The 20,902-nt window shown below is 29.7% G+C and carries 19 protein-coding genes; 3 read left to right on the forward strand and 16 right to left on the reverse strand.

What is annotated here, in order from left to right:
* Nucleotides 1–6 precede the first annotated feature (6 nt).
* The 3 genes from ypfJ to J3359_RS18355 all read right to left on the reverse strand — a co-directional run bounded on the left by ypfJ (nucleotide 7) and on the right by J3359_RS18355 (nucleotide 2,647).
* Nucleotides 7–906: a KPN_02809 family neutral zinc metallopeptidase gene (gene ypfJ / locus J3359_RS16035; protein ID WP_208078053.1), complete on the reverse strand. Its 900-nt coding sequence runs from the start codon at nucleotides 904–906 to the stop codon at nucleotides 7–9.
* Between the two features lie 65 nt (nucleotides 907–971).
* Nucleotides 972–1,979 carry a transglutaminase domain-containing protein gene (locus tag J3359_RS16040; protein ID WP_208078054.1) on the reverse strand — a complete coding sequence of 336 codons (1,008 nt, stop codon included), beginning with the start codon at nucleotides 1,977–1,979 and terminating at the stop codon, nucleotides 972–974.
* A gap of 14 nt (nucleotides 1,980–1,993) precedes the next feature.
* Nucleotides 1,994–2,647 (reverse strand): carboxypeptidase-like regulatory domain-containing protein, encoded by a 654-nt coding sequence (locus J3359_RS18355; protein ID WP_243765944.1) that lies wholly within the window; start codon nucleotides 2,645–2,647, stop codon nucleotides 1,994–1,996.
* 205 nt (nucleotides 2,648–2,852) lie between these two features.
* On the opposite strand from J3359_RS18355, the gene J3359_RS16050 reads away from it, so the two are divergent.
* Entirely contained in the window at nucleotides 2,853–3,956 is a 1,104-nt protein-coding gene (locus J3359_RS16050) for a peptide-N-glycosidase F-related protein (protein WP_208078055.1), read from the forward strand.
* Nucleotides 3,957–4,002: 46 nt separating this feature from the next.
* Here the strand turns inward: J3359_RS16050 and J3359_RS16055 are convergent, their stop codons facing one another.
* From J3359_RS16055 to htpG, 4 genes are all read right to left on the reverse strand, one after another.
* Nucleotides 4,003–4,866, reverse strand: coding sequence for a nucleotidyl transferase AbiEii/AbiGii toxin family protein (locus J3359_RS16055; protein WP_208078056.1), 864 nt, complete (start codon nucleotides 4,864–4,866; stop codon nucleotides 4,003–4,005).
* Entirely contained in the window at nucleotides 4,863–5,501 is a 639-nt protein-coding gene (locus J3359_RS16060; RefSeq protein ID WP_208078058.1) for a type IV toxin-antitoxin system AbiEi family antitoxin domain-containing protein, read from the reverse strand. The genes J3359_RS16055 and J3359_RS16060 overlap by 4 nt, the downstream gene beginning before the upstream one ends.
* 385 nt (nucleotides 5,502–5,886) lie before the next feature.
* Nucleotides 5,887–6,765 carry an NmrA family NAD(P)-binding protein gene (locus J3359_RS16065; protein ID WP_208078060.1) on the reverse strand — a complete coding sequence of 293 codons (879 nt, stop codon included), beginning with the start codon at nucleotides 6,763–6,765 and terminating at the stop codon, nucleotides 5,887–5,889.
* A 140-nt stretch (nucleotides 6,766–6,905) separates the two neighbouring features.
* A complete protein-coding gene (htpG, locus tag J3359_RS16070) occupies nucleotides 6,906–8,816 on the reverse strand; it encodes a molecular chaperone HtpG (RefSeq protein WP_208078062.1) in 1,911 nt (636 codons plus the stop codon).
* Nucleotides 8,817–9,100: 284 nt separating this feature from the next.
* Here htpG and J3359_RS16075 point away from each other — a divergent pair, with 284 nt between their 5' ends.
* Nucleotides 9,101–10,108, forward strand: a complete 1,008-nt coding sequence (locus J3359_RS16075) for a 3-oxoacyl-ACP synthase III family protein (protein ID WP_208078064.1) — start codon at nucleotides 9,101–9,103, stop codon at nucleotides 10,106–10,108.
* Nucleotides 10,109–10,448: 340 nt separating this feature from the next.
* Here the strand turns inward: J3359_RS16075 and J3359_RS18470 are convergent, their stop codons facing one another.
* The 4 genes from J3359_RS18470 to J3359_RS16090 all read right to left on the reverse strand — a co-directional run bounded on the left by J3359_RS18470 (nucleotide 10,449) and on the right by J3359_RS16090 (nucleotide 17,333).
* Nucleotides 10,449–10,571 (reverse strand): hypothetical protein, encoded by a 123-nt coding sequence (locus tag J3359_RS18470; protein ID WP_302850191.1) that lies wholly within the window; start codon nucleotides 10,569–10,571, stop codon nucleotides 10,449–10,451.
* Between the two features lie 172 nt (nucleotides 10,572–10,743).
* Nucleotides 10,744–12,279: a sulfatase gene (locus tag J3359_RS16080; RefSeq protein WP_208078066.1), complete on the reverse strand. Its 1,536-nt coding sequence runs from the start codon at nucleotides 12,277–12,279 to the stop codon at nucleotides 10,744–10,746.
* Nucleotides 12,280–12,326: 47 nt separating this feature from the next.
* The gene (locus J3359_RS16085; protein WP_208078068.1) at nucleotides 12,327–14,738 is read right to left on the reverse strand and encodes a TonB-dependent receptor; all 2,412 of its coding nucleotides are present in this window, start codon (nucleotides 14,736–14,738) and stop codon (nucleotides 12,327–12,329) included.
* Nucleotides 14,739–14,879: 141 nt separating this feature from the next.
* Nucleotides 14,880–17,333: a TonB-dependent receptor gene (locus tag J3359_RS16090; RefSeq protein WP_208078070.1), complete on the reverse strand. Its 2,454-nt coding sequence runs from the start codon at nucleotides 17,331–17,333 to the stop codon at nucleotides 14,880–14,882.
* Between the two features lie 81 nt (nucleotides 17,334–17,414).
* Here J3359_RS16090 and J3359_RS16095 point away from each other — a divergent pair, with 81 nt between their 5' ends.
* On the forward strand, nucleotides 17,415–17,777 hold the full coding sequence (locus J3359_RS16095; RefSeq protein WP_208078072.1) for a CoA-binding protein: 363 nt from the start codon (nucleotides 17,415–17,417) through the stop codon (nucleotides 17,775–17,777).
* A gap of 9 nt (nucleotides 17,778–17,786) precedes the next feature.
* On the opposite strand, the gene J3359_RS16100 is transcribed toward J3359_RS16095, so the two are convergent.
* Genes J3359_RS16100 through pyrR form a run of 5 tightly spaced genes read right to left on the reverse strand, consistent with a single transcriptional unit; the run spans nucleotide 17,787 to nucleotide 20,878 of the window.
* On the reverse strand, nucleotides 17,787–18,704 hold the full coding sequence (locus J3359_RS16100) for a ribonuclease Z (RefSeq protein WP_208078074.1): 918 nt from the start codon (nucleotides 18,702–18,704) through the stop codon (nucleotides 17,787–17,789).
* Nucleotides 18,701–19,021 (reverse strand): T9SS type A sorting domain-containing protein, encoded by a 321-nt coding sequence (locus tag J3359_RS16105; RefSeq protein WP_208078076.1) that lies wholly within the window; start codon nucleotides 19,019–19,021, stop codon nucleotides 18,701–18,703. The genes J3359_RS16100 and J3359_RS16105 overlap by 4 nt, the downstream gene beginning before the upstream one ends.
* Nucleotides 19,022–19,030: 9 nt before the next feature.
* A complete protein-coding gene (locus tag J3359_RS16110) occupies nucleotides 19,031–19,363 on the reverse strand; it encodes a hypothetical protein (protein WP_208078078.1) in 333 nt (110 codons plus the stop codon).
* A 1-nt stretch (nucleotide 19,364) separates the two neighbouring features.
* A complete protein-coding gene (locus J3359_RS16115; RefSeq protein WP_208078080.1) occupies nucleotides 19,365–20,294 on the reverse strand; it encodes an aspartate carbamoyltransferase catalytic subunit in 930 nt (309 codons plus the stop codon).
* 41 nt (nucleotides 20,295–20,335) lie between these two features.
* Nucleotides 20,336–20,878: a bifunctional pyr operon transcriptional regulator/uracil phosphoribosyltransferase PyrR gene (pyrR, locus tag J3359_RS16120; RefSeq protein WP_208078082.1), complete on the reverse strand. Its 543-nt coding sequence runs from the start codon at nucleotides 20,876–20,878 to the stop codon at nucleotides 20,336–20,338.
* Between the last annotated feature and the right edge of the window lie 24 nt (nucleotides 20,879–20,902).

Genomic DNA, 20,902 nt, shown 5'->3' on the forward strand with positions numbered 1-20,902 from the left:
CTAATTTTACAACGAAGGTGCATTAAAAGTATCACCTTGATTGATATCGCCAGTATCGAACCCTTTTTTAAACCAACGCATTCTTTGTGCAGAAGTTCCATGTGTAAAGGAATCTGGCACAACTCTTCCTGTAGATTGTTTTTGTAAACGATCGTCTCCAATCGCAAAAGCGGCATTTAATGCTTCTTCTAAATCTCCTTTTTCCATCATTCTATTCATTTTTTGAGAGTGATGTGCCCAAACACCCGCTAAAAAATCGGCCTGTAATTCTAACATTACAGAATATTTATTGTATTCGGTTTTGCTAATTTTACCACGCATTCTTTGTACTTTGCCACTAATTCCAGTAATATTTTGAATGTGATGCCCAACTTCGTGAGCAATTACGTAGGCTTGCGCAAAATCTCCTGGCGCATTTAATTTAATTTCCATTTCTTGGAAAAAACTTAAATCGATATATAGTTTGTTATCTGCTGGGCAATAAAATGGACCAGTTGCACTGGATGCATTTCCACAAGCAGATGAAACAGATTTGGAGAAAAGAACCAAAACAGGTTCTTTATAATTAGGTAAAATTTTGTTCCAAATATCTTCTGTATCCGCTAAAACAGTGGCACTAAATGCTGCTAATTCATTTTCTTTTGGAGTTCCTTTATAGTTTCCAGAATTAACAACTTGATTGTTTGTGCTTGCTCCACCCGTTAAAAGGTGTAAAGGATTTGTTCCTGTAAAATACATGACAGCCACTACAACTCCTAAAATTATTAACCCTTTTTTAGTAGTAATTAACTTTAATAATAACGGAATTAACATCGTGCCTAAACCACCACCAATTCCTCTTCCAGAAGAAGATCGTCCTCTTCGATCTTCTACATTAGAACTTCTTCTTCTACCTTTCCATTTCATATTTAAAAATCTTATAATTTAAAAAAGCTAAATTTAATATAATTTTTTTTGAAATGTTCTAAAATCTACTTTTTTACATCAAAAACATAAGTTACTAAGGTTTTTCCTTGATACATCAAATGGACATCATAAAAACCTTTTTTATCAAATTGATATTTTATGGTAAGTGTTTTCTCTTTTAAATCAGTTTTTGGCGTAATTATTTTTCCTTTAGAATTTCTTACAACCATTAATTGAATCTTTTTCTTATTTATAGTTTTTGTAAGTTGATATGTTAACGTAAACTCATTATTTTTAGAAATTTTATTTTCCATTTTTAATGGAGCAATTGGAATTATGCCATATGTATAAGTTTCTCCATAAATTAAAGGAGCATTTATAAAATTGTCTGTTGAAATGTTTTTTGGAAGTAAAGTCCATTTTTGTTCTAAGGGATAATGATTTTTAATAAATAGTTTTGGTGCTGTTAGAAAATAACCATCATTATAATCGAAAACAAAGTTGTTGATGTTTAAATCTGTGTAACCACTAGACCAAGTTGCATCTACCAAATACCATTTATTATTTATTTTTACAGCATTCCAAGAATGATTAGGAATGGATAATTCTCCAATATTTGTTGAAGCATTTCTTCCATAACCATCTATAATTTTACATTCGATGTTTGCAATATTTGCCATTGTTTTTAGCAAATATGCATAACCAGTACACATAGTTTTTTTATGTTTTAATAAATTTTTAAAAAATTTTTTACTGTAGTTTTTGTTCCATTTTAGAAGAGAAACACTATCATTTTTAAATTTATTTCGTTTTCTGCGAACTTTTTTATGCGAAGAGTAGTCGGCTTTTATATTTGTAGAAACCCAAGTGTAAATGGCTCTAAATTTCTCTACATCTGTTTTTAATTTTGATGTTAAATTATAAGTTAATAAAGGAAGATTGTTTAGATTATTCCCTTCAAATAACTTTGCAGTTTTGTCTGCTTTCTTAAAATCGATTTCTTTAAAATCGGATATTTGAGCAGTTATTTGAAAGGAAATAAAAAGAAATATAATTGCAGTAAATAGTTTCATAAATTAAATAAGAATTAAGATTTCTTTTTAGATTTATAAATTTTTTTCACATCTACAGCGCCCATTAAAAATATATCTTCATTTTTAAAATGAATGTCTAAAACAATTTTCGAAGACGCATTTTTACTATCTATAACTACTTTTTGTGTTTTATAACCAATGTAAGAGAATATTAAAACATCTCCTTTTTTTAAGGGTTGTGGAAATTTAAATTTGCCATCGAAATTGGTTTCTGTTCCTTTGGTTGTTCCCTCTAAAACAATACTTACACCAGGTAAAGCTCCAGAAGCATCTGAAACCATTCCTTCTACATTTATAGCTGTTTTTAATTGTTTTATTTGTTTTTTTGCAGGCTTATCTTGTGCCTGTAAAGTCCCAAAAGCGAAGAACGATAAACAAGCCAAACCAATACCACCAAAGAAACTAAATTTTTTTCTTGGTTGCTTGTTCTGAGAAAGATCCTCAAACTGATTTTTATTGAATCTTCCACAAGTTTTATTACTAGAATATTTTCTAAAATACCTGATAATTTCGTTGGAAGTCATTTTAGAGAAATCAATTACTTCTTTTTCGCAAGAAATGCAAAACCCACCTTTTTTGGTTTTTTCAAAGACATTAAAATTTTCTGAACAAGGTTTTTTAATTTCTAAATTAAGTTGTGTTTTCATGATATGTGTTTTTATAGTTACACATCAAACTTAGAAAATACTTAAAGTTTTTAAAACCAATATTTAGTGAAGTGGATTATTTTAAGAGGGAAGCTAAGGTTTGGGTTAGTTTTGTGAGTTGGTTCGTTTAACATTATCAATTACGTATTAGATTATTTAATAATTTAACTAAATTTGTTTTTAAATAATTAACATATTTACTTCTATGAAATATTTTTATCTATTTTTTGTCACTTTTATTCTTACATCTTGTAAAACAACAAAAAACATTAATAAAGTACCATACAAATTTTCGCCTTTCCAAGAAGTAGTATTTTATGATGGCTATGGAAAAACCGTAAATAAACCCACCCAAGAAGGAGTTAAAAGAATAAACAACTCTAAGTATGTTACAAAGTTAAATATTGCGGATTTAGAAAAATTAAGTAACCGATTACAATTGGAAATTAAAGTAAATGCTGCTTGCGATAATTATGACAGAATAGGTGATGTTACGTTATTTATATTTCCGAAAAATGAAGATTTTAACACTAATAAATCGATTAAGAATATAGAAATTGCTCGATTTATTACGCCTTTTATGGATAAGAATGTGGCTCCAAATCTTACAAGTTATAAGTACGATTTAGATAACGTTAGCGATTTACTTTCTAATACAAACATGAACAAAAAATATGATTTTTGGTTGCAGTTTAATCTTTTTGGTGTTCCATATGCAGCTCAAAAGCAAATAAAAGGTTGTAAAGGCAGAATAGATACCTTTATTGGTAGCTTGCAGTTTTCGAGTACTTATGATGCTACCAAAAATGAAATTAAAAAACTTCAATTTAAACCATTGATAACCTCTTTTCATCTAAACAATTATAACGGAACAGATGTAGTTGGAAAAACAATAAAGAAAATAGATTTTATATTAGATGAAAATATGAAAAATGCCAAACTTTATTTAATAACATCAAACCATGGCGCAAATAGAGGAGGAGAAGAGTATATTCGAAGAAACCATATTATTTCTATAGATAATAAAGTTGTTTTAGAGTATAAACCAGGAGGAAAATCTTGCGAACCATTTAGAAAATTAAATACCCAAAAAAACGGAATTTATGGAAAGGAAATTTCTTCTACAGGGAAAAAGAAAGAATGGAAAAGTTGGAATAATTGGTGTCCTGGAGATAAAGTTCCTATTCGTGTAATTGAATTAGGATCTTTAAAAAAAGGAAAACATAGTTTTAAAATTAATGTTCCAGAAGCAGAGTTTAAAGATAAACAAGGGTATGTATTGGTTTCTGCGTACATTCAAAACGAATAAATTTTAGAATACTTTTTAACGTTTTATAAGGTGAAATTTTGCTTTTTTAAATTTGAGAATTCTCAAATTTAATTTTCTCTACTAAGTCTTTAAAATAATTAGAACTCCATACTTTTAAAACATTATCATTTGGTATAAACCGAACAACATCTTCTTTAATACTGCTAAAAGAAACAGTTTCGATTTTTGTATTTAATAATTCGATAATTTGCTCATTAGAAATATTGGTATTTTGCCAGTCGTTAGTGTCTTTTGCCCGAGTTAAAAAATGTTTTACATCTAAAGGAATGCCTTTTTTAATATACCATTCTAAGTCATACCAATCTCTTCCTTTAACTCTGGTTTTCCATTTTCTAAAGAGTAAGGCGTGCATTTTTCCCGCAAACAAACTCGGTTTTGTAAAGCATTTCACGTAAAAAGAAAAGGGACGTAGTAATAACTTTTCTTCAGTATTAAAATTTAATGGAGGCTGTCTATCGACTTCTATTTTTATCCTCAAATTTTTATTAGAACGCACTCCAGTTTCTTTAATAATATCTTCTAACACAATTTCTTGCCATATTGTTTCAGCTTTTAGGAAAGCAGAATCAATCGCAGATTTTACTGTTTTTTTCTTTTCTCTAATACTAACAGTAAGTCCTAAGGAATTAAATTCGTCTTGAATATCATTAAAATAGGGCTCAATTGAAAAATTTGTATTGGGTTTTAATAAAGAAAAATCTAAATCCTCTGAATACCTATCCAGTCCATAAAAAATTCTTAGAGCAGTTCCTCCATAAAAAGCGGCTTTCTCAAAAAAATTAGTTCTTGACAAACCCGCTAATGTAATTTCTTGCATTATTTCTCTTAATGCAGATAAGATTTCTTCTTCGTTTTTAGGCTCATATTCGGCTATCCATTCTTTTATCATAATTCTCTTAGTGTTTTAATAAGCATATTTAAACTGCTTTTTTTAGGCGCATTTTCAATCCATAATTCTATAATTTTGGTGTTTAATGTGTTTAATACGTCGCTATCTATTCGAAGGTCTTCCATTAAAAATTCTTGTGTTTGTTTAACACTTCTAAGATTAATTTTTGGTGTTAGCACAATTTTATCACACAAAGCTTTTTCGGGTGAAGCAATTAATATTGTTTGTTTTGGCGAATATTGTACGTTTTTTATTCCATAAGAATAATAAGGCGTTTTTAATTGTTTATAACTAAATCTACCAACTGGAGTTTTATATAATTTAGAACTTTTTATGGTTACTGAGCTTATTTCGTAAGCTCTTTCTGGTATGATGTTCCAATAAGATAATGCAGATTCTAAAGATACATAACTCGGTCCTCTTAAATGATTTGCAATCAAAAAAGGCTCGGGTGTTGGCAAGTCTGTTTCTGGACCTGCGATATATAATCCTCTTCTAATTGAAATAAGTTCTTCGTTTTTAATTAACTCACTAATTTTATCATTCGGACTTTTATATTCGCTTAGCGATTCTAAAACTAAATGCCTGGATATTGGCGTTTCAGCATACTTTTTTATTTTTTTTCTAAAACCCATATTGTAATAATTACATGTTATAATCGCATTATTTCCGATTAACTATTTCAAATATAACATTTTTATGTCAATTAAACGCAGCATAATCGGTTTTTTTCCGATTATCTGCTTAAATTATTACAATAATTTAAAGTATAGAGCAAAAGTGAATTTTTATTACTTAATTATTGAATAATTCTCACATCCTTAATTTTTCCATTAAAAACATTTCCATCTAGAATGCCAATAAATTTAGCAGGAGAAAGCATTTATATATTTTTATAGTTTCGTACAACTTGTAAAGTAATTTGGAGTTTTAAAAATGAAAATTAAATGAGTTGCTCCGTTTTAAAAGAAAGATTGATGTTTAGGGTGTCTTTTTAATTAGATTATTATCTAAATATTCTTATAAAAATTTTGTAAATGTTTCTTTTTCTCTAACAATAAACTCTTTTAATGTGGTTGGTTTTTTTCCTGTAATTTTAGTGAAATTTTCCGAAATTTTTGGTTTTTTTTGGAGTCTTGGTAAAAAGTGTAAAATTGTCATTACAATAGCAAATCCATTTGCCACTCCTTCTTTTCTCTTTTTAAAATAAAAACGAATAGGGTTTATACTTTTAAATTTGAATTTAGCTCCTAAAGTATCGCTCAATAATTTAGAAACTTCCTGAAAATTTTTATTTTCTGTTCCTGTAATTTCATAGGCTTTGTTTTTATAATTTTCGAAAGAATTAATAAGATCTGCTGTTATTTCTCCAATATTTTTTACATCTATCCAATTAAATTTTGCATTTCCAGAAGGTAATGTAATCGTTTGTGTTTTTTGTAATTCGGGCAATAATGTGGTAGTTAAGTTTTGCATAAAATAACTTGGACGCACAAAAATATATTCAAATCCAATTAACTTTATTAAATGCTCTATTTTATTATGAGGAATTACTTTGCTTTTCTCTGCACCTTGCACAGAAAGAAATACTATTTTCTCTATTTTATTGTTTCTTGCAGATTCTAAAAGTGGTTTAAAATACACATCAACTTTAGAAATTTGAGGTGGTCTAAGTAAGAAAAGAATATCGATATTTTTAAATGCTGTGTCGAAAGAGTTTTGCTTTTCAAAATCAAATAATCTAAATGATAAATTTAAAATAGAAGCAAATTTTTTTTCGGCACTTTTTATATTTCGAACAGCAAGAATTATTTCAGATTCGTTATTTAATTTGGCTAAATAATGGACAACTTCTATTCCAATATTTCCTGTTGCTCCTGTAATGAGTATTCTTTTCATTTTTAAAGATATGGGTTAAATTTAATTCCCTATGTTATTAATTTCCAATATAGGACTTAAATTAATTTTTAGACAAAAAAAATAAAAAAACCTCCCAGTTTTCACGAGGAGGTTAAAAATACTTAAAATAACTGTGTTGCTTATTTTATCAATTCGTAAGAACGTTTAATAAAGTTTGTTAACTCTTCACCATGTAAAAGGTTTTGAGATAATTTTGCTAAATCGAAAGCTTGCGAAATTAAACGTTGTTGTTTCTTTTCTGTTTTTGTGTTTAAAATTTCAGAAACTAACGGACTGTTGGTGTTTACAACCAAGTTGTACATGTCTGGGAAATTACCCATTCCCATCATTCCTCCACCACCAGAAGCTTGCATTTCTTTCATTCTACGCATAAACTCTGGCACAGTAATCATAAAAGCAGAAGCATCAGAATCCATAGCTTCTAATTGAACAGTGTACGTTTCCTTAGGAACTGCAGCCTCAATAATTGGCTTTAATTTTTCTTTTTCTTCGTCCGATAATTTAGAGATTACGTTGTCGTCTTTCTTAATTAAATTATCTACGTGATCTGCATCTACTCTTGCAAATTTTATTTTTGCATCTCCTCCTTCTAATTTCTGCATTAAATGCGAAATAATTGGCGAATCTAATAACAATACTTCATATCCTTTTGCTGTTGCATTTTGAATATAACTGTGTTGAGCATCTTTGTTTGAAGTATATAAAATAACGTGATTTCCGTCTTTATCAACTTGAGAATCTTTCGTTTTTTCGATCAATTCATCAAACGTAAAATAAGAATCTGCCACAGTTGGGTATAAAGCAAATTTTTTGGCTTTGTCGAAGAATTTATCTTCAGACAACATTCCATATTCGATAATTACTTTAATATCGTTCCATTTTTTCTCGAAATCTGCACGATCTTTTTTGAATAATGATGTTAATTTATCTGCAACCTTTTTAGTAATATATCCAGAGATTTTCTTTACAGCTCCATCTGCTTGTAAATAAGAACGAGAAACGTTTAATGGAATGTCTGGAGAATCGATAACCCCTTTTAACATCTGTAAAAAGTCGGGCACAATTCCTTCTACATTATCAGTTACAAAAACTTGATTTTGATATAACTGAATTTTATCTTTTTGCATATCTAAGTTTTGAGACAACTTAGGGAAAAATAAAATTCCTGTTAAGTTAAAAGGATAATCTACATTTAAATGAATGTGAAATAAAGATTCTTCAAACTGCATTGGATACAATTCTCTGTAGAAATTTGCATAATCTTCATCATTCAAGTCTGCAGGCGCTTTTGTCCAAGCAGGATTTGTGTTGTTGATAATATTATCTACCTCAATTTGTTTGTGAGGCTCTGTAGTTTCTTTTCCGTCTTTATCTTTTGTTGTTTTTGGCTTAAAATTAGGATCGTTTATTTTTTTCGTTCCAAATTTAATTGGCACTTGGTTAAAACGATTGTATTTATTTAATAAACCTTCAATCTTGCTTTTTTCTAAAAATTCAGTAGAGTCGTCTGCAATATGTAAAACGATTTCTGTTCCTCTGTCTTTTTTATCGTGCTCAACTAAGGTGTATTCTGGAGAACCGTCACAAGACCAATGTGCAGCAGGTTCGTCTTTAAACGATTTTGTAAAAATTTCCACTTTTTCTGCCACCATAAAAGCCGAGTAAAAACCAAGACCAAAATGCCCTATAACACCAGTATCGTTTTTATCGTCTTTATATTTTTCTAAAAATTCTTCAGCACCAGAAAATGCAATTTGGTTGATGTATTTCTCAACTTCATCCATCGTCATTCCTAAACCTTGATCTTTAATAGTTAACGTTTTTGCATCTTTATCTATGCTAATTTCAATTTTAGCATCACCCAATTCAGTTTTTGCTTCACCAATAGAAATTAGGTGTTTTAATTTTGTGGTTGCATCTGTTCCGTTTGAAATTAATTCACGTAAAAAGATTTCGTGATCAGAATACAAGAACTTTTTAATCAGTGGAAAAATATTCTCTACTGCTACATTAATGTTTCCTTTTGCCATAATTATTATTTGTTTTAATTTATTTTATTTTGTTTCGAGTGCCATTTCGACCTTGTGTAGAAGTCTCAAAATACAAAGTGATTTAAAGATTCCTCTATTTCGCTATCGCTTCAATCGGAATGACAGAGAAATTTATTTACTTCTAACAATAGTCAAAAAAAATACCAAAAAGAGTTTTGTGACAAGATGACAGAAGGACACTTTTTTCAACTAGTTTTATATATAAATAAAATGCACTATTTTAGCTTATTACAAACAGACATTAGAAAATTAAATATTTATAGATGTATAACTCAAAAATAACCGGTCTTGGCTATTATGTTCCAGAAAACGTTGTTACAAATAACGATTTAAAGGAATTCATGGAAACTTCCGACGAATGGATTCAAGAAAGAACAGGAATTAAGGAAAGACGTTGGATAGATCCAAAAACTGGAGATACCACTGCAGTTATGGGTGCAAAAGCGGCTAAAATTGCGATTGAAAGAGCTGGTTTAACAAAAGACGATATCGATTTTATTGTCTTTGCCACTTTGAGTCCAGATATGTATTTTCCTGGAGGTGGAGTACAAGTGCAAGACCTGTTAGATATGCCAACAATTGGTGCTTTAGATGTGCGTAACCAATGTTCTGGTTTTATTTATGCAATGTCTGTTGCAGACCAATTTATAAAAACAGGAATGTATAAAAACATTTTGGTAATTGGTGCCGAAAATCATTCTGGTGGATTAGAAAAATCGACAAGAGGAAGAGGTGTAACCGTTATTTTTGGAGATGGAGCAGGAGCTGCAGTGTTATCGAGAACTGAAGAAAAAGGGAAAGGAATTTTATCTTCTCATTTACATTCGGAAGGAAAACATGCAAAAGAATTGGTTTTAGAAGGCCCTTCAACTCAAAGATGGGTGCCAGAAATTATGGAAAATAATGATCCTAATGATACTTCTTACTATCCTTATATGAATGGACAATTTGTATTTAAACATGCCATTGGTCGTTTTTCTGAGGCAATTGTAGAAGGTTTAGAAGCCAATAATTTGCAGAAAGAAGATATAGATATGTTAATTCCACATCAAGCAAATTTACGTATTGCACAATTTATTCAGAAGAAATTTCAACTTTCAGATGATAACGTGTATAACAATATTATGAAATATGGAAACACCACAGCTGCATCTGTAATTATTGCATTAACAGAAGCATGGGAAAAAGGCAAAATTAAAGACAACGATTTGGTTGTATTAGCCGCTTTTGGAAGTGGTTTTACTTGGGGAAGCGTAATTATTCGTTGGTAATTTAAAAATAAATTATTGATACAAAAAGATGCGTGAGAGCGAATCTTTTTTGTTAAAATTAAGTTAACGAAAAAATAGACGCTATTTCTGGAGCAACAGATTCTTGGGGAAGCTATTTGGGAAGAGGGAATCGATATAAAAACATAAAAAAAGATTATTAATTATTAAAGCGTTAAGAATTTTATGGAAAGCGTTTTTTAATAAACGACAAATTGTACAAAATAGAATGGACGATTGGAACAGAAGAAGAAAATAGGTAAATATGTGTTATGAGAAATAATAGAATGGGAAGAAGAAGAGGTTAATACTTTTTGTTGATATTTGTACTTTAATTTATTAATTAAATGAAAAAGAAATACAAATTATTTTTATTGCTTTCAAACATTCTTCTTTTAGCGTTTATTTTAAACGCTTTTGTAAAGTTTATACTATTTCCAAATTCTTGGATTAATGGTTTACTCATTTTTTTATTTTGTGTTATAAACATAACAATTGCTTTAAAAGCTTCATTTGAAGCAACCAAAAATCAGTAGGTTTAGAAATGAATGTGAAAAATTGATTTTTTTATTGATTTAGATTAAATATCTGCCTAATTTTTTGTTAAAAACAAAGCAGTTATTCTCTGTTTTTACAAATTATTCAGGAACAATTAATTCCAAAATCTCCCCATCTTTTTCAGGATATTTTGCATCTACATCTTTCATTTTCTTAACTAAAGTAACCATCATTTCCTTTAATTTTTCAGGATTTTTTTCAGCTAAATTTTCAGTTTCGAAAGGGTCTTGCTTTAAATTGAAAAGTTCGTATTTAGGTTGGTCTTTAACAACAGGATAATGATACACAACTTTCCAGTCGGCTTTTACAAAACTCGTAAAATAATCCGAGCGATGTATTCCATGTGGAAAATGGTTTAGAAATTCTTCGTTACGTTTTTGGTTTTGTTTTCCACTAAATTGCTCTTTCAAATTAAAGCCATCTAAAATAATATTTTTAGGAATTTTTACATTCGCAATTCGAGATAATGTTGGAAAAAAATCTAAAATTGTACCTATTTGTTCTTGAACTCCATTTTGTTCAATTGGTAATTTCCCTTGTATAGTTTTGTTTTTATTAGGAGTTACCCAAGATGCAATAAAAGGAACTCGCATTCCACCTTCCCAATGATTTCCTTTTTTTCCTTTTAATGGAGAAGAACTGCTGTAATCGTTTTTAATTGGTAAAGGAGCGTCAGAACCATTGTCTCCTAAAAATAATATCAACGTATTTTCTCCCAAGCCTAAATCTTTTACGTGTTGTATAATATCTCCTAAAGATTTATCGATACCTTCCACCAAGGTAGCGTAAGCCTGAGCTTTATTAGATTTATCTGAATCTTTATAATGATCTGCAAAACGTGGGTCTGATTGAAAAGGTGCATGAACAGCATAGTGTGCCATATTTAAAAAGAAAGGTTTTCCTTCTTTTTTGGCTTGAGAAATCGCGGAATTTGCTTCTAAAGTTAAAGCTTCTGTTAAAAAAATATCTTTACCATGGTATTTTTCTAGATCGGGTACTGCTCTCGATTTTTGACCAGCAATATGTCCAAAACCATCTTTTCCATAGTAACTTCCTGGATGCCCAATAGAACTTCCAGCGATATTTACATCGAAACCTAAATTTAAAGGGTCTTCTCCATCGCTATTAAATGGTCCAAAATGCGCTTTTCCAACATGAATGGTTTTGTAACCAGCTTTTTGTAAAACTCTTGGCAATGTTACAGATTCTTTGGTTAATCCTTTCCAATTCCAATCTTTAGGGCCGAATTTAGTTTTGTTATTATTTTCGGAATTTATCCAATTGGTAACTCCATGTCTTGCAGAATTTTGTCCAGTTAAAATAGAAGTTCTTGAAGGCGAACAAACGGAATGGGCATAAAAATTTGAAAAACGTATTCCTTGTTTTGCCAATTTTTCCATATTGGGAGTTCTGTAATACTTATTCAATGGGTATTTTTTAGGGTTTCCATTTTCATCTGTTAAAAAAGGAACAGAAGTATCCATTAACCCCATATCATCTACTAAAAAAATGATAATATTTGGAGGTTTTTTTTCTTCTTTTGGAGTAGTACACGAAGTTACTAAAAACAAAATTACCAATATGTAATATGTAACTTTCATCTTTTTAATCTCCATTGTTTACATTTTTTAGCTCGATTGGTAGAATATGTATTATTATATCTCTATAAAATACCACCACTGCTTTCAGTTTCGTTATTTTCTCTATATTTTCGATCTCGTTCTCGGTTTTTTCCACTTCCGAAATTATATGAAAAACCAAAATAAATAGAACTATACTCCAAAGTAAATTGTCCATTTTGTGGAAATGGATTTGTGGTAGAAAAATCTAATTTATAACTGTCGAAAATATCGGTTGCTCTTAAAGAAAGAGAACCTTTCCCTTTTAAAATAGAATACCTAGCAGAGGCATTTACCAAAAGATAAGGTTTTACTTTTACCAGCACGTTTTTATAGGTTCCTCTATAAGAGCTAGAAAGTTGGAAACGTAATTTTTTACTCGCTTTAAAGCTATTGCTAATTCTTGCAGTTGTTAATACGTTTTCTACCTGAATAAAATTGCTATTTACCAAACCTTGGTTTTCTTGAATATAGCTGTTAAAACTAGGTCTTAACATCCACCAATTTGTCATTCTTATGCTCGAAGCAAATTCAAAACCATAGCTTTTAGAGGTGTTGTAATTTGTATACGATAGCAATTGCCTGTCTACATTTGTATTGTCGATATCGAAAATTCTTCCAATAATGTCTTTCGTTTCTCTATAAAAAGTGCCCATTGTAAAATACCCTTTTTTGAAAGAATTAGTATAATTAAATTCGAAGGAATTGGTAAATTGTGGTTTTAAATTTCTATTTCCAACAGAAATAGATAGTGGTGTATTCCATTCTTGAATTGGGGTAATTTGGTCTATTCCTGGTCTATCTACTCTTCTACTATACCCAATTTGAAATTGATGTTTATCTGATGAAGCATAAGTAACAAAAGCAGAAGGATAAATACTGAAAATCTCATCTGAATAAGGTTCTAAATTTGTTTGTGTTGTATTCGAAAATAAACCATCGACTTTAAATTGCTCAAACCTTAAACCTGCTTGAAAACTTAATTTTTCATACTCTTTATTCATATTTATATATGCAGAATATAAATCTCTATCGTAAGTAAAATTCGAGTTTCCTCTAGGTTTTGTTGGCGGATTTCCATTCGTTTCAACTTCTTGATTGGTAATTATTTTATTGAAAGCATTTTGGATTCTTGTCTCTAAACCTAATTCTAACGTTCCATTTTTAATAGGTTTTGTATAATCTAAATTCACTAAAAAAATATCATTATTATTTTTGATAGCATTTGTATAGTTATAAACTTTCGAATTCGGATTTATAAATTCTCTATTAGTATCTTCTTGCGGATTCGTATTTTTAGAATAATTAATTTCTAATTCTAAATTTTCGCCTTTGTCGTTAAAATCGATTTTATAGTCTAAATTGTAAGCAGTTTCTTGGGTGTGAAATACTGAAATATTTTTAGCATCAAAAATTAAATTGTTATTTAAAAGAGTTCTTGTGTTTACATAAAAATCAGTATCAGCAATGCTTTTGGTTATATAAAAAGATAAAGTGTTTTTTTTGTTGATGTAATAATCTACCCCCGATTTTATATAATGTGAAGTTGTATTGTCTAAAAAATTTATATCCTGATTTAGGCTTTTATCCAACCTTTCAAAATTAGAAAAGGTCTCAAAATTACCCCAATCTAAATAGTAACTTCCGTAAAAATTAAACTTTCCAGATCTGTAATTTAAATCTAAAGAAGCTGTAGGTCTTGTGTTTATACTGTGCTCTATACCTGCAGAAAAACTACCATTAAAGCCAGTAGTTACATTTTTTTTAAGCACAAAGTTTATAATTCCACTCATTCCTTCAGGAGAATATTTCGCAGACGGATTTGTAATAATTTCTACACTTTTTACTGCAGAAGAAGGGAGTTGCTTTAAAAGTTGTGCAGCAGGTAAATTGGAAGGTTTTCCATCGATTAAAACTCGCACATTTTGGTTACCTCTTAAATTGATGTTACCAGATTGGTAATCTACTTGCACAGAAGGAATGTTCTCTAACATTTGTAAAGAATTTGTTCCTGCAGAAGCCAAATCTTTACCAACATTAAATACTTTCCTGTCAATTTTTTGAATCATAGAAGAGGTTTCAGAAACAACTTCTATTTCTTTTAATAGCGTAGTATCTTCTTCTAAAAAAATAGTATTTAAATTAAAAATACTACTTTCTTTAGATAGCTTTATTTTCTTTTCAATTGATTTGTAGCCAATAAATTGAATGCCGATAAATAAAGAGTCTAAAGGTAATTTTTTTATAATGAATTCTCCTTTTTTATTGGAAATTCCACCAGAAATAATTTCTTGTTTTAAGTTTTTGCAAATAATATTTACATAAGGTAAGGGCTGTTTTGTTTTGCTGTCTAATATTTTACCACTTAAAATTCCAACACCTAATTTGGTGTTATTTTTTTGTGAGAAAATAGTTAAAGAACAAAAAAGAAGCAAAAACGCGATTCGTTTCTTCATTGTGTATGGGGCTTTTGGGGTTAATTTTTACATAGCGTTATGAATTTTAAAAGTAGTTAAAATTTCTCAACAAAAAAAACCGAAGTAAAAATTTCGATTTTTTTTTTGATTTATAATTTAAGAACTCTAAATAATAATTAATTAAAAACCAGCTCCACCTTCTTTAATATTGTCATCACGTTTTCTTCTTTGTTTCGCTTTATTTTTTCCACTACCAAATCTGTAATTAAAACCAATGTAAGCAGTTTGGCTTTCCCAGTTAAATCGCCCATTTTGTACAAAAGGATTTTCAGAATTAAAAGCAAATTTCATTCCTCTAAAAATATCATTTACTCTAAAATTAATACTTCCTTTTCCATCTAAAACTTGTAAGCTTGCGCCTGTATTTACCATCCACATGTTTTTTGTTTTCCATTGAATATCTTCTTGTGGGCCTCTGTACATTGCAAATAATTGTATGTTTAACCTTTTAGAAACTTTAAAGCTATTGCTTACTCTAGCATTAAAAATTTCGTTGGTAACTTTTATTCTTTGAGCAGCTGTGTTTACTAAATCTACAGTTCCAAATTGTTTTTGCGAATAGAAATCCATACTAGAATTTACTCTCCACCAATTTGCAATTTTATAATTTAACGAAAATTCCAATCCGTAAGCACTGGTGTCTTCGAAATTTGTCCAAGATAAAACCTGTTTTACGTTTGATGGATCGTTAGGATCTTTATAGGTTACACGAGAAATATTATCGTTAATTGCTCTATAAAAAGTTCCGAAAGTTACAGACCCGTTTTTAATTTGTCGGGTGTAATTTACTTCAAAAGAATTTGTAAATTGTGGTAAAAGATTGGCGTTTCCAATAGAAGTAATTAAAGGTGTACTCCATTCTCTTATTGGGTTTACTTGCGAAATTCCAGGTCTATCGACTCTTCTACTATAACTTACTTGAAACTGGTTTTTATCAGAAGGATTAAAAGTAAAAAATGCGGAAGGATATACACTAAAAATATCTTGTTTTACATTTTCTGATGGATTTCCATCTCGATTAAAATTTCCTTTTGCTTTAAATTGTTCGAAACGCGCACCTAATTGCATGGTTACTTTTCCAAATTGATGCCCGTAATTTGCATACGCAGAATATATTTTTCTACCATAATCGAAATCAGAATTTCCTAAAGGTTGAATTGTAGCATTTCCTTGATTATCGAAAACAATTTCATCTTGGTTGGTAAGATTTATATTCGAGGTATTGTCTTCTCTATATTCCAAGCCTAATTCTAATTTTCCTTTTTCTGAAACAGGGTTTGTATAATCTACGTTTAACAAGGTGTTATTACTCTTATTTGTAATGTCGTTAAAGAAATTTAAAACTTTAAAATCTGCGTCGTTCGGGTTTTTAGTTACATCTTTATTTTCTGCATCTTCAGGAGCTCTCGTGTTAGAATAGGTAGCTTCAAATTCTAAATTATGCCCTTCTTTATCAAACTCTCTCTTGTAATTTACATTGTAGGCTCCAGTTTGGTTATTTTTTAGCTGAATGTTTGGAGCATTGGAAACAACGGTTCCGTTTTCTGTAACTAAAGTTCTTCCATTTCCATCGCCATTAAACCAATTTTGGGTGGTGTAAAAAGAAAGTGTATTTTTCTTATCTAAATAAATATCTGCGCCCGCTTTTATCAAATGAGATTGATTGTCGTTCTTAAAAATAAAATCTTGTAATCTATTTACAGTTGGTCTGTTTACAAAACCATAATTGTAATTATTACCTCCATTATAGCCATAATTTCCAAAGAAATTAACTTTTCCGGTTTTATAATTCATATTGGTAGAAGCGTTGTAGCGCACATAATGTCCTGCAGTAATTCCAGTATCTACAGAGCCATTAAAACCCATATTTGCGTTCTTATTTAAGATAATATTTATAATACCACTCATTCCCTCTGGATTGTATTTTGCTGAAGGATTTGTAATTAATTCGATACTTTTAATAGAGGTTGAAGGAATTTGTTTTAATAATTGCGCTGCAGAAATATTTGTTGGTTTTCCGTCCACTAAAACACGAACATTATCATTTCCTCGCAAACTTATATTTCCTGATTGGCTATCTACACTTACAGATTGTACGTTGTTTAAAAGCTCGGAAGCAGTAGTTCCTGTTGCAGTTAAATCTTTACCAACATTAATTACTTTTCTATCTACTTTTTGCACAACTTGCGAAGTTTCTGCTCTTACTACAATTTCATTTAATTGAGCACTATCTTCAGATAGTGAGATGGTTCCTAAATCGACTTTATTATTCTTATTAGAAATCTTTATTTTTGTTGAATATGTTTTGTAACCAATAAATTGAATTTCCACCAAGCTATTTCCCTCAGGAATGTCTTTGATGTTGAAAAACCCGTTTTCGTTGGTAATACCACCAGTAAGTATTTTTTTTGCAAAATCTCTTACAACAATATTTACATATGGTAAAGGTTCTTTGGAAGCATTGTCTACCACTTTTCCTGTAATAGTTCCTGGTTTTAATAGCTTGTTTTTTGGTAATTGGGCTTGTAAAGTAATTGAGGAAATAAACAAGACAAGAACTAGTAAATTTTTCATTTAATTGGTTTTTTGTTGATTGACATAGTATAGACGATTCATTCTTTATATTTGTTACTGTCTTTAACACATAATTAACATATGAAAAAGAAAACCTTAGTTTTAGGAGCTTCGCTAAAAGAAAACAGATATTCGAATATTGCCATTAAAAGATTAAGAGGTAAAGAAATTCCAGTAGTTGCAATCGGTTTACGAGTTGGAGTAGTGGCAGATGTAACAATTGCAACAGAAAAAGTGGATTTTAAAGAGATTGATACTGTTACTTTATATTTAAACCCAACAAGACAAGTAGCGTATTACAATTATATAATTAGTTTAAAACCAAAAAGAGTAATTTTTAATCCAGGGACAGAAAACATGGATTTTATAAAATTATTAAAAGAAAATAATATTGAAAGTGAAATTGCTTGTACACTGGTTTTATTGAGTACAAACCAGTATTAAAGAGGTTTTCTAATTTATTGCGAAAACTTTTCCAGGCTCCGCCAAAGAAACATTCTTAAAAATTTCAGAAGCTTCTTTTTGAAAAAGAGAAATGTCTTTATATCTACCAGAATAATGGCCAATAATTAGTTCGCCAGCATTTGCATCTTTGGCAATTTGTGCTGCTTCAACAGAAGTAGAATGTTTGGTTTTTTTTGCCAAATCTGTTCTATCAGCTAAAAAAGTAGCTTCATGATATAATAAATCTACATTTTTTATAATAGGTACAATATCTGGTTTGTAGCTTGTGTCACTACAAAAAGCATAGCTCAAAGGTTTTTTCGGGTCTAATGTCAACTCGGAATTTGGAATGATTTCTCCATTTGATAAAACTACATCTTTACCTGCTTTTATGTTTAAGAAATCTGCTTTTCCAATTTCTTCGTAACCACTAATATTTAGCATATTCAATTTACGAGGTTTTTCTTTCTCTGTAAACAAATATCCGTTTGTATATACTCTGTGATGTAGTGGAATGGTTCGAACGATTACTTTATCGTCTTCAAAAATAAGTTCGCTTTCTTTAGAAGATAACTCATGAAAAATCATATTGAACTTCGCATGAGATTGCGAAATTTTCAACATTAATAAAGTTGCTTTTTTTATACCAACTGGTCCAAAAATATGCATTTCTTTTTCTCGACTTAAAATTCCGTAAGTAGATAATAAACCCACCAAACCATAAAAATGATCTCCATGTAAATGAGAAATAAAAATATGATCGATTTTAGAAAAACCAATCTTGTATTTTCGCATTTGACGTTGTGTACCTTCGCCACAATCTATTAAAAAATGACGATTGTTTATTTCTAAATATTGTGAAGTTGGAAATGCGTTTACTCTTGGAGTTGCAGAATGACAGCCTAAGATAGTTAAGTTTAGACTCATTTAATAACAAAGCGTTTAGAAATTACTTTCTCTTTGTCTTGGATACTATAAATATACATTCCTGTCGCTAAATCGTCTTTATAAAACTGGAAACTATTTTTACCTTTTACAGTTTTATAAGTTTTCTTAAAAATCGTTTTTCCTAAAACGTTTTTAACGGTAAATTTTATAGAAGAAATATCTTTAGAATTGAAAGATATTTTTGTGGAATTTTTAAATGGATTAGGTGCAGCAGATAAAACATCTATCGATTTTTCTTGGGAAAAACTTACAAATGAAAAGCTTAAAAATAAAATGAAAAGTATTTTTTTTACCATGTATTTTTTTTAAAATCCTAATTCTCTTTCGATGTTTTCCATTTCTAAAATATCCTCTGCCTCAATTAAAGTTGGCACGATATTTAAATGTTCTGGAAGTTCATCAACATTTACAACTGAATTTATAATCACAAAAGATGTACCATTGTTGTTTTTTTGTTCAGCTATTTTCAAAAATAATAAAAAATTTGCAGTAGATATGTTAATATCATCAGAAATATGTAAAACTAAATGCTCTTTTTCGAATTCGTTTTCTTTTTGTAAAAACGCGTTGTAAAACTCTTCAAATGAATTTTCATCCGAAGAAATTAAAATATAATTTTCTTTTTTATCAATTTGCATATTATCTTTTAATTTGTTGCGCCAGTAAATAGATTACTGCCATTCTAACAGCAACACCATTTTCAACTTGATTCAGAATTATACTTTCACTTGAATCTGCAACATCACTTGTAATTTCTACACCTCTATTAATGGGTCCTGGATGCATAATTACAATTTTCTTGCCAAGATTGTCTAAAATCTCTTGATTTATTCCAAAAAGTTGTGTGTATTCTCTGGTTGATGGAAAATATTTTATATCCATTCGTTCATGCTGTACACGCAAAACGTTCGCAACATCACACCATTCCAACGCCTTTTTTAAATTAGTTACCACTTCTACTCCCAAACTCGAAATATATTTAGGAATCAACGTTGTTGGACCACAAACTTTTACTTCGGCACCTTGTAGTTTTAATGCAAATATGTTCGAAAGTGCGACTCTGGAATGTAAAATATCTCCCACAATTACAATTTTCTTTCCTTTTACAGTGCCTAATTTTTCGCGAATAGAATACGAATCTAATAAGGCTTGTGTTGGGTGTTCGTGGGTTCCATCGCCAGCATTTATAATTTTTGCATTTACATGTTTCGATAAGAAAACACCTGCACCCACATTTCCATGGCGCATTACCACAATATCTACCTTCATCGAAAGAATATTGTTTACAGTATCTATTAAAGTTTCTCCTTTTTTAACAGAAGATTGCCCAGCAGAAAAATTAATTACATCTGCAGAAAGTCTTTTTTCAGCAAGTTCGAAACTTAATTTTGTACGGGTGCTATTTTCAAAAAATAAATTGGCAATGGTAATATCTCTTAACGAAGGTACTTTTTTAATAGGTCTGTTAATCACTTCTTTAAAATGATCGGCAGTTTTAAAAATAACATCTATGTCGTTAGGTTTTAAGTATTTTATTCCTAATAAATGTTCTACACTTAATTCTTGCACATCATTTTATTTAAGTTAAACAATATCATGTATTTGTTGTTCTATTCTTTCGATTCTATATAAACCGCATCTTTTTTGTGCGTTTTTTTCCAAGTAACTAAAACTTTTTCTTTGTTAATTGCATCTACTTGTCTGCCTCTATAATTTGGCTGAATTGGTAAATGTCTGCTAAAACGCCTATCAATTAAAACTAATAATTCGATACTTTCTGGCCTTCCATAAGATTGAATTGCAGTTAAAGCAGCTCTAATACTTCTTCCCGAAAATAAAACATCGTCTATAATTACAACTTTTTTATCTTCAATTAAAAAGTTCATTTGCGTAGTTTCTGCAGCCAAAGGTTTGTTTTTTCTTCGAAAATCGTCTCTGTAAAAAGTAATATCTAATAAACCTAACTTTAGTTCTTTAATATTATATTCAGTTTTTAACAATTCTGCCAATCTTTCTGCCAAAAAAGTTCCTCGTGGTTGTAAACCAATAAGTACAGTGTTAGAGAAATCGTTATGATTTTCGATTAGCTGACACGCCAAACGATGAAGAATAATTTCAATATCTTTTGAGTTAAGTAAGGTTTTTCTGCTCATAAGAATCCTATCAATTTGGTTGAT

The sequence above is a fragment of the Polaribacter cellanae genome (genome assembly GCF_017569185.1).
GTDB lineage: Bacteria > Bacteroidota > Bacteroidia > Flavobacteriales > Flavobacteriaceae > Polaribacter > Polaribacter cellanae.